A 9,280-nucleotide genomic window follows, 5' to 3' on the forward strand; every position below is an offset into this window, starting at 1 on the left:
CAATAACCCCACGAATTACGCCAAATGCCCAAAGCCATTCACGTACTCGCGTTCGCCAACATGCAGATCCTCGACGTCACCGGCCCTCTGCAAGTATTCGCCTCGGCCAACGACATCGCCCGCCAACGCGGCTTGCCGGTGCCGTATGCGCCGTCGGTGATTGCTCGCGAGGGCGGGGCGGTGATGTCCTCGGCGGGGCTGGCAGTACTGGCCGAACCGTTGCCGCAGCAGGCCAGCGATACCTTGATCATCGCCGGTGGCTGGGGCATTTATCCGGCGGCGGAGGATTTGGCGCTGGTGGATTGGGTACGCGAGCATGCGGCGAAATGCCGACGCGTGGCCTCGGTCTGCACCGGCGCTTTCCTGTTGGCGGCCAGCGGCTGGCTCGACGGACGTCGCGTGGTCACCCATTGGACCCGCTGCGAACAACTGGCCCAGCAGCACCCGAAGCTGCAGGTCGAAGCCAATCCGATCTTCATCAACGACGGCCCGGTCTGGACCTCGGCCGGCGTTACCGCCGGCATCGATCTGGCGTTGGCGATGGTCGAGGAAGATCTGGGCCGCGACATCGCCCTCGACGTCGCCCGCCATCTGGTGGTGTTCCTCAAACGCCCGGGTGGGCAATCGCAATTCAGCGTAACCCTGGCCCTGCAGAATCAGGGCAATCGCTTTGATGAACTGCACGCCTGGATCGCCGAAAACCTCACCTGCGACCTCGGCGTCCCGACCCTGGCCGAACAGGCCGGCATGAGCGAACGCAGCTTCGTCCGCCACTACCGCGCCGACACCGGCCAGACCCCGGCCCGCGCCATCGAACTGATCCGCGTCGAAACCGCCCGGCGCCTGCTCAGCGACACCGGGCTGCCGGTGAAACGGATTGCGGCCAACTGCGGGTTTGGCAGTGAAGAAACGTTGCGCCGCAGTTTTCTGCGCGCGATCGGGGTGACGCCGCAGGCGTATCGGGAGCGGTTTTCGGTCAGTGCCGTAGCAGATCCAGTAATGCCTTGAGGGTTTGCTGCGGTGCTTCTTCAGGAATGTTGTGCCCGATACCGGGCAGGACGCGCCTTTCGTACGGGCCGGTGAAGTGCGCAATGTCGTCATCTATTTCCGGCGCCGGGCCGACCCCGTCATCGGCACCGCACAGAGAAATAGTCGGCACGCTGATCGGCGGTTGTTTGATCAATGCGTCTTCCATCCATTGCAGCGCAGGATCGCCTGCGGCGTACATGAAGCGATGGCGGTAAGAATGAATCACCACGTCAACGAAGTCCGGGTTGTCGAAGGCCGCAGCGCTCAGCGGATAACGTTCGGCGTTGCGTGCCCAGGTCGGTGACCACAATTTCCACAGCAGCTCACAGAACGCCCGCCGATTTTGCGTCAGGCCCGCGACGCCGCGTGGCGTGTGGAAATAGTACTGGTACCAATAACGGTGCTCGGTCTCGGGATCCAGTGGTCGGGTCGAATTGGCGATGTCCTGCACGTTATAGCCATCCCCCGTCACCAACCCGCGCACCCGCTCGGGAAACAGCGCCGCAACGATGCACGCTGCCCGACCGCCCCAGTCGTAACCGCAAAGCGTGGCCTGTTCGATACCCAATGCATCCATCAACTCCAGCAAGTCCTGAGCGAGGGCTGCTTGCTGGCCGGAGCGCAGTGTTTCGGGGTGGTTGAAGCGAGTCGGCCCGTAACCGCGCAGGTACGGGACGATCACCCGATAACCGTGGGCGGCGAGGACCGGGGCGATTTCGTCGTACGCCCGAGGCGAGTAGGGGAAACCATGCAGCAATATGACCGCTTCGCCGCTGGACGGGCCGTGCTGTTCAAAGGCTACGGTCAAGTTCGGTGTCAATACGCATTGAATGTCAGACACGGCAGACTCCACAGCAATTGGGCGTCAGGCAACACTAGACCATTCCTTTGTGGCGAGGGAGCTTGCTCCCGCAGGCCTGCGCAGCAGGTCCATTGAAGTATGGGGTCGCTTCGCAACCCGCCGGGAGCAAGCTCCCTCGCCACAGGTGAAGCGTCACTTGCCGGGGTTGCTTCTCCTTAAGCCTCAGCTTCCGCCACCTGATTGAAATACTTCGTCCGATCCGGGGTAAACGTTACCCGCATCTTCGTCCGCGAGCAGGTCAGCGAGCGCTCTTCACCTAGGTCAATATCCAGGTCCTCGCCACGCAACCCTTGCCACTGCGCCAAGTATTTCAGCGAGCCGTATTTCTCGTTTTTCTTCAGACTGCGGCTCACGCCACCTTTCCAGCCGAGCACCGGCAGTTCGCCGGCGAGGCACTGATGGGCGAGGTCGGGGAAGCGGGTGGCGCGCTGGCGGCCGATTTCCCAGCACTTGATCAGGCCTTTGTCGGCGGCTTCCCAGAGTTGGCTGCGGGTGAGGCCGGTGCGCAGGGGCGTGGCGATGGGGCGGTGGACGTGCTGGGTCATTCTGGTTCCTTGAATTCGGGTTTTATTGGACAGCTCCGCTGTGCCCGTTGCGGTGGATGGTAGGGGGGGATGTAACAGCTGGCAACAGGGTATTTCAGGGTGTAAGTGCAGGTTGCGGGGGAGGGATTTGCCTGGGTGTTCTTTAGAAGAAGCAGGAACAAACTACCCAAACTGTGGTGAGGGGATTTATCCCCGATCGGCTGCGCAGCAGGCGCAAAGCCAAGCAACGCGGTGCTGTTGACGAAATGCACCGGAAAAATCAGGACTGCTGCGCAGCCGATCGGGGATAAATCCCCTCACCACAGGAGATCTGATTCTGTTTACTTCTGTGTAGGGGTTAGCCCGGCGAAGCGCGCTGATGCGGCATATTTCCTACAGACACTGGCGAAATTACGGCTGCCAAACACTCTTCTCCCCGCTCAACCGCCGATCAAGAAAACTCGCCGCACTGATCAGCGCCAGATGCGTCAGCGCTTGCGGGGTGTTGCCCAGATGGCGGCCTTTGCTGTCGAACTCTTCGGCGTACAGGCCCAGCGGGTTCGCATAACGCAGCAATTGCTCGAACTCCAGATGGGCCTTTTCCACCTGACCGGCCCGGGCCAGGCATTCGACGTACCAGAACGAGCAGGCGGCAAACGCGCCTTCGGTGCCGGTCAGACCGTCGATGTTGGCGTCGTCGTTGCGATAGCGATAAACCATGCCGTCGCGCACCAGATGCTTTTCGATCGCTTCAAGGGTCGACAGCCAGCGCGGGTCCTTGGCGCTGACGAAGCGCACCAGCGGCATCAGCAGCATCGAACCGTCGAGCGCGGTACCGCCCTTGTACTGGACGAAATGCCCGCGCTCCTCATCCCAGAAGTTGTCCCAGATGTCGGCGTAGATCGCCTGCCGGGTCTGATCCCACTGGACGAACGGCGCCGGCAGCGAGCGTTTCGAGGCCAGGCGGATGGCCCGGTCAAGCGCCACCCAACACATCAGTCGCGAGTGCAGGAAGTGATGTTGCTCACCGCGCATTTCCCAAATGCCTACATCCGTGGTCTGCCAGGTCTCACACACCTGATCGACCACTTCGCGCACGTGTTTCCAGCCTTGGTGGGAAATCGCGTCGCCGTACTTGTTGACCAGGTACACCGCGTCCATCAGTTCGCCAAAGATATCGAGCTGAATCTGATCGTACGCGCCATTGCCGATGCGCACCGGTTGCGCGCCACCATGACCGGAGAGGTGAGAGAGTTCGGTTTCCGGCAGCTCCTGGCGACCGTCGATCGCATAGAGGATGTTGAGTTTGGTCGAATTTCCCTGACAATCGCTGACCCGACCACGCAGCCAGCCCATGTAGGCATTGGCCTCATCGACAAAACCTAGGCGCATGAACGCGTAGACGGTGAACGAGGCGTCGCGGATCCAGGTGTAGCGATAATCCCAGTTGCGCTCGCCGCCGGGAGTTTCCGGCAGGCCGAAGGTGGCGGCGGCGAGGATTGCGCCGTGCTTGCGCGAGGTCAGCAGCTTCAACGCGAGGGCCGAACGATTGACCATCTCCCGCCAACGCCCGCGGTAGTTGGACTGGCCGATCCAGTCGCGCCAGAACTTCAACGTGCGCTCCAGGCACATTTTCGCGCCGTCATCCTTGAAACGCGGATCGTCGGCGCCACCGAGGACGAATTCGGCGTGCTGATCCTGTTTCAAACTGAACGCGGCAACGGCCGATTCGCCATCGATCTGCAACGCTTGATCCGCCACCAGCCGCAGCGATGGCTGACCCTCGGCGCTGAAAATCACCGATTGTTGATCCATTTGCGCCCGGGTGTTGGCACGCGCGTAGTCATGCCGCACCGCGCAGCGCATGTGAAACGTCGCTTCCCCGCTGACCACCCGTACCCGGCGCATCAGCAGCGGCAGGTCATCGACGCTGTCGCCGATCGGCAGCAGATCGGTGATTTCCACTACGGCCTGTTCGCTGAGCCAGCGCGTCTGCAAAACGTTGGTGTCGGGCAGGTAGATCTGCTCGCGCCGGGCATCGGGCAAGTCCGGGGCGAGCTGGAAAATCCCTGCCTCGGGCGTGTCGAGCAGCGAACAGAAGATCGACGGGCTGTCGAATTCCGGCCAGCAGAAAAAATCCACGCTGCCCTTGTCGTTGACCAGTGCGGCACTGCGCAGGTCGCCGATGATGCCGTGGGCGTCGATCGGGCTTTGTCGTTCAGGATGATGCTCAGCCATTGCCATGAAACTCCGGATAAAGACTCATGCCGCCGTCGATGAACAGGGTGGTGCCGACGATGTAGTCGGCGGCGTCGGAAGCGAGAAACACCACCGCGTTGGCGATGTCCTCGACATCGCCGATGCGCCCGTAGGGGATAAGCTCCAGCAGCTTTTCACCGGCCGCGCCTTCAGTGGCTTCCTGATTGATTGCCGTGCGAATCGCCCCCGGCGCGATGCCGTTGATACGGATGCGCTGCTGGCTGACTTCCTGGGCGAGGGTCTGCATCAACTGATCGACGCCGCCCTTGGACGCCGCATAGTTGACGTGCCCGGCCCACGGAATGCGTTGATGTACCGAACTCATGTGAATGATCTTGCCGGCCGCGCGGGACACGCCTTCACGCACACCCTGGCGATTGAAAATCCGCAGCGCGGCGCGAGCGCAGAGGAACTGGCCGGTGAGGTTGACGCCGATCACCGTGTTCCAGTCTTCGAGGGTCATGTCGACCGCAGCGGCATCCTTTTGCAGGCCGGAGTTGGCCACCAGGATATCCAGCGAGCCAAAGGCCTCAAGGGTCTCGGCGAACAGCCGTTCAACCTCGTCTTCCTTCGACACATCGGCGCCGATGGCCAGTGCCTGACCGCCGTCGGCGATGATTTGCTGCGCCAGCACCTCGGCAGGTTCGGCCTGACGGTTGTAATTGATCACGACGGCTGCGCCGGCAGCGGCCAGCGCTTTGGCGGCAGCGTGGCCGATGCCGGAGCTGGCGCCGGTGACCAGTGCTACTTGGCGGGCGAGGGATATTTGCATGCAGGGTCGCGCCTTGAGTGAGGGCCTATTTAGCTGACTGGTCGCAAGCCATGAGAGTTCATTCGACGGTGCGGTGTTGTGGTGAATATGCCGGCCTCTTCGCGAGCAGGCTCGCTCCCACGGTTAGAATGCGCTGGCCCCGTGGGAGTGGGCTTGCTCGCGAAGGGGCCTTCACATTCCACCAACAATTGTGCGCTTCCACGCTTATCAACCTTTATGGCAACTTGGCGGCCCCTGATGAGGCTGTACCCATGGCAAACCCCTACCGCGAATTATTCACCGCCCCCGGCGCCCGTGCTTTTGTTCTGGCCGGGATGATCGCGCGCATGCCGATTTCCATGACCGGCATTGGCGTGATCACCATGCTCTCGCAACTCAAGGGCGGTTACGCGCTGGCCGGTGCGGTGGCGGCGACGTTTGCCCTGGCCACGGCGTTTTGTGCGCCGCAGGTCTCGCGGCTGGTGGATCGTTTCGGCCAGGGCAAAGTGCTGCCGCTGTCGGCATTGATCGGTGGCGGGGCGCTGTTGATGTTGCTGCTGTGCACGCGTCTGCAGGCGCCGACCTGGACGCTGTTCATCTTCGCCGCGCTGGCCGGTTGCATGCCGAGCATGTCGGCGATGGTGCGCGCACGCTGGACCGAGATCTATCGCGGCCAGCCGCAATTGCAGACTGCCTATGCGCTGGAATCGGTGCTCGATGAAGTCTGTTTCATCGTCGGCCCGCCGCTGTCGGTGGGTTTGTGCGTAGTGGCGTTTCCCGAGGCCGGGCCGTTGGCCGCGCTGTTGGCGTTGGCGATCGGGGTGACGGCGTTTGTCGCCCAGCGCAGCACCGAGCCGGCGGTACACCCGCAGGAATCACAGCATCAGGGTTCGATCATTCGCTCGACCGACGTGCAATGGCTGCTGGCATTGATGCTTGCCATGGGCGTCATCGTCGGTGTGGTCGATGTGGTCAGCGTCGCCTTCGCCCAGCAGCAGGGTCAACCGGCGGCGGCGAGCATCGTGTTGTCGGTGTACGCCATCGGTTCGTGTCTGGCCGGTATCGCGTTTGGCGCGATGCGCTCGAAACTTCCGTTGCCGCGGCTGTTTCTCTACGGTGGGGTGGCGACGGCGGTGACCACGCTGCCGCTGTTGCTGGCGAGCAATATTTTCGGTTTGTCGCTGGCGGTGTTTGTCGCGGGATTGTTCTTCTCGCCGACACTGATCGTGGCGATGGCGCTGATCGAGCGCATCGTGCCGCCGGCCAAACTGACTGAAGGCCTGACCTGGCTGGTGACGGGCTTGAGCATCGGCGTGGCGATTGGCGCCGCCGGCTCGGGCGCTCTGGTGGATGCTTTCGGTGCACGCAGCGGATTCTGGCTGGCGATTATGGCGGGGGCGGTGGTGTTGGCGTCGGCGTTTCAGAGTTATCGGCACCTGAAATAACCCGGCATTGATGAGCTGTTGTGGTGAGGGGATTTATCCCCGATGGGCCGCGAAGCAGCCCCAAATCCAGCCAGCTCTTTCCTTCAGAAGAAGCGTGCCGGGTGAGTTTGCGACTGCTGCGCAGTCGATCGGGGATAAATCCCCTCGCCACAGAGTTATCCACACAGACAGCGGATGGGTTACCAACCCCGTCCCGAATTCACCCAGAAATTCACTGACAGCGACGTCGACACCGATTCCACCTGATGGAACCAGCCCTCCGGTAAAAACAGCAGATCCCCGGCCTCCAGCGTCACGCGCAGGAACGTCACATCGCGTGCTGCGGGAAAGCGCTCGTAGTCCGGCGCGTCGGGGTTGAAGTCGCAGCCATCCAGGCCACCCTTTGGCGCTGTCGACCAGGTGCCCAGCGCCTCGCGGTGATGCGGGGCGGCGAGAGTAAACTGCTTCTGGCCCCAGACCTGCGCGAACAGGTTGTCGGTGTCGTCACGGTGCAGCGGCGTCAGCGTGCCTTTGGGGCCGATCCAGATGCGTGGCGGGATGAACAGCGAGGCATCGAAGTAGGGCGGGTACTTGATCTGCTGTAGCAATTGCGCCGGCAGGATGTTGTTGCCCATGTAGGCCGGTGGTTCGCCGTCAGCCCGTTTGACTGCCGGTTGGTCCAGCGAGGCAATGAACTCGGCCATCGACGTCGAGCGGAAATCACGTTCGGTGGAAAAGGTTTTCTTCACGTAATCGCCGTGGCGGGTGATGCCCTGCAGTTCGGCGAAATGCACCAGTGATTCCTCGCGACTGAGCTTGAACAGCGGCCAGTCCTGCAGGGCATTGCTGATCACCACCGGGATGCCGTTGGGCAAGTATCTGCTTTTGAATTCGCTGACCGACAATTCATCGCGCGCATGGCGCTCGATGCGGGTCTGCACCGGCAGCCCGGCGGTGAGTTGTTCACTGAAGCGTGGCGGGGTCGGGTAGCGCTTGTTCATGTCGACCTTTTGCGCCACGGCGCCACCGTGCATCGCATGCTCGATGATCTGCGGCAGCAGCGTCGCCAGGCCCATGTTACCGCCGATTTTCAGGCGTCCGCTGGCGAACAGTTCTTCGACATTGACTCGGCCGCCCATGATCCCGAGAAAATCACTCTCGGCGACTTCAATGGTCACGTCGGGGCTGGGGTGGCGTCCGGGCGCGGTGCGACTGCTGGCCTTGACCTCGGACCAGTAGGCCTGCTGCGGGCCAAACACGAATTGGAAAACGCCTTCGATGCCGACGGCACTGGCATTGGCGAACAACTTGCCCAGGATGCTCTGCAGGTCCACGGTGAATCCTCATTATTGGTTTTGGCCTGAACAGTTAACGAGCGCCTGTTGGCGCAATTTACCGGCGCGCGACTAATTTGCCGGGGGCGTAATCCGTTTCTCTCTACAGACAAATTTTTCGAGGAAAAGCCGGGTGAACAAGCTGACCCTGCTGTGCCTGCCGTACTCCGGCGCCAGCGCCATGGTCTATAGCCGCTGGCGGCCAAAACTGCCGCAATGGCTGCAACTGCAACCGGTGGAACTGCCGGGGCGCGGTGCACGTTTCGACGAGCCGCTGCACACGGATATGCGGGCGCTGGCGATGCAACTGGCCAAGGAATTGCGGCCGAATCTCAAAGCGCCGTATGCGTTGTTCGGCCATAGCCTGGGCGCGCTGCTGGCCTGCGAAATCGCTCACGCGCTGCGCGCATTGGGCTGTCCGGAACCGGCGGCGCTGTTTGCCTCGGGCACGGCGGCGCCGACGATGCGCGCCGATTACGATCGCGGTTTTGCCGAGCCGAAAACCGACGCCGAGCTGATCGATCAATTGCGCACGCTCAACGGCACCAGCGAAGAAGTGCTGGCCAATGCCGAACTGATGAGCCTGACCCTGCCGATCCTGCGCGCCGATTTTCTGCTCTGCGGCAAATTCGAGCCGTTGTCGCGGCCCTTGCTCAACTGCCCGGTGCATGTACTGGGCGGCAAGGCGGATCGCGCGACCACCGAACAACTGATCGGCTGGAGCAAGGAAACCCGTGGCAGCTTTTCAGTGGACATGCTCGCCGGCGGGCACTTTTTCATTCATGAGCATGAAGCCAAAGTGCTCAAGGTGATCAAGGATCAGCTGGAGGGCCATCATCGTCGGCACAGCCTGATGGCCGTCGTGTAAACCGATTCTGCGGATTCATCCGAGACCCTGTGGGAGCGAGCCTGCTCGCGATAGCGATAGATCAGTCACTGCAACATTGACTGACAGGTCGCTATCGCGAGCAGGCTCGCTCCCACAGGGTTTTGTCTGTCTGACAGTTGTTCTCATCCGCTAATTTTTCCGGTCTGCATTCGTTTTATAGGGACGACGTGCCTTTGTGCTTCCTGCCTACTGATCCGGATGCTGAGAA

The 9,280-nt window shown here is 61.9% G+C and carries 8 protein-coding genes; 3 read left to right on the forward strand and 5 right to left on the reverse strand.

Going from position 1 to position 9,280, the window contains the following annotated elements; genetic code table 11:
* The first annotated feature begins 24 nt into the window (after positions 1-24).
* On the forward strand, positions 25-1,008 hold the full coding sequence (locus tag HDC30_RS08625; RefSeq protein ID WP_183782281.1) for a GlxA family transcriptional regulator: 984 nt from the start codon (positions 25-27) through the stop codon (positions 1,006-1,008).
* Here HDC30_RS08625 and HDC30_RS08630 read toward each other — a convergent pair.
* From HDC30_RS08630 to HDC30_RS08645, 4 genes are all read right to left on the reverse strand, one after another.
* Positions 977-1,870, reverse strand: coding sequence for an alpha/beta fold hydrolase (locus HDC30_RS08630; RefSeq protein ID WP_183782284.1), 894 nt, complete (start codon positions 1,868-1,870; stop codon positions 977-979). The two genes, HDC30_RS08625 and HDC30_RS08630, sit on opposite strands and share 32 nt — an antisense overlap.
* Positions 1,871-2,046: 176 nt before the next feature.
* Positions 2,047-2,436 (reverse strand): hypothetical protein, encoded by a 390-nt coding sequence (locus HDC30_RS08635; RefSeq protein WP_183782288.1) that lies wholly within the window; start codon positions 2,434-2,436, stop codon positions 2,047-2,049.
* A gap of 390 nt (positions 2,437-2,826) precedes the next feature.
* Complete coding sequence (locus HDC30_RS08640) at positions 2,827-4,653, reverse strand: glycoside hydrolase family 15 protein (protein WP_183782292.1); 1,827 nt, start codon at positions 4,651-4,653, stop codon at positions 2,827-2,829.
* Positions 4,646-5,446 (reverse strand): glucose 1-dehydrogenase, encoded by an 801-nt coding sequence (locus tag HDC30_RS08645; protein WP_183782295.1) that lies wholly within the window; start codon positions 5,444-5,446, stop codon positions 4,646-4,648. Before HDC30_RS08645 ends, HDC30_RS08640 begins: the two co-directional genes overlap by 8 nt.
* 251 nt (positions 5,447-5,697) lie before the next feature.
* On the opposite strand from HDC30_RS08645, the gene HDC30_RS08650 reads away from it, so the two are divergent.
* Entirely contained in the window at positions 5,698-6,870 is a 1,173-nt protein-coding gene (locus HDC30_RS08650) for an MFS transporter (RefSeq protein ID WP_097087672.1), read from the forward strand.
* A gap of 179 nt (positions 6,871-7,049) precedes the next feature.
* Here the strand turns inward: HDC30_RS08650 and HDC30_RS08655 are convergent, their stop codons facing one another.
* A complete protein-coding gene (locus HDC30_RS08655) occupies positions 7,050-8,183 on the reverse strand; it encodes a cupin-like domain-containing protein (protein ID WP_183782298.1) in 1,134 nt (377 codons plus the stop codon).
* Between the two features lie 133 nt (positions 8,184-8,316).
* On the opposite strand from HDC30_RS08655, the gene HDC30_RS08660 reads away from it, so the two are divergent.
* A complete protein-coding gene (locus HDC30_RS08660; protein ID WP_183782301.1) occupies positions 8,317-9,051 on the forward strand; it encodes a thioesterase II family protein in 735 nt (244 codons plus the stop codon).
* Positions 9,052-9,280: the final 229 nt, after the last annotated feature.

Source organism: Pseudomonas sp. JAI115 (genome assembly GCF_014200835.1).
GTDB classification, from domain to species: Bacteria; Pseudomonadota; Gammaproteobacteria; order Pseudomonadales; family Pseudomonadaceae; genus Aquipseudomonas; species Aquipseudomonas putida_A.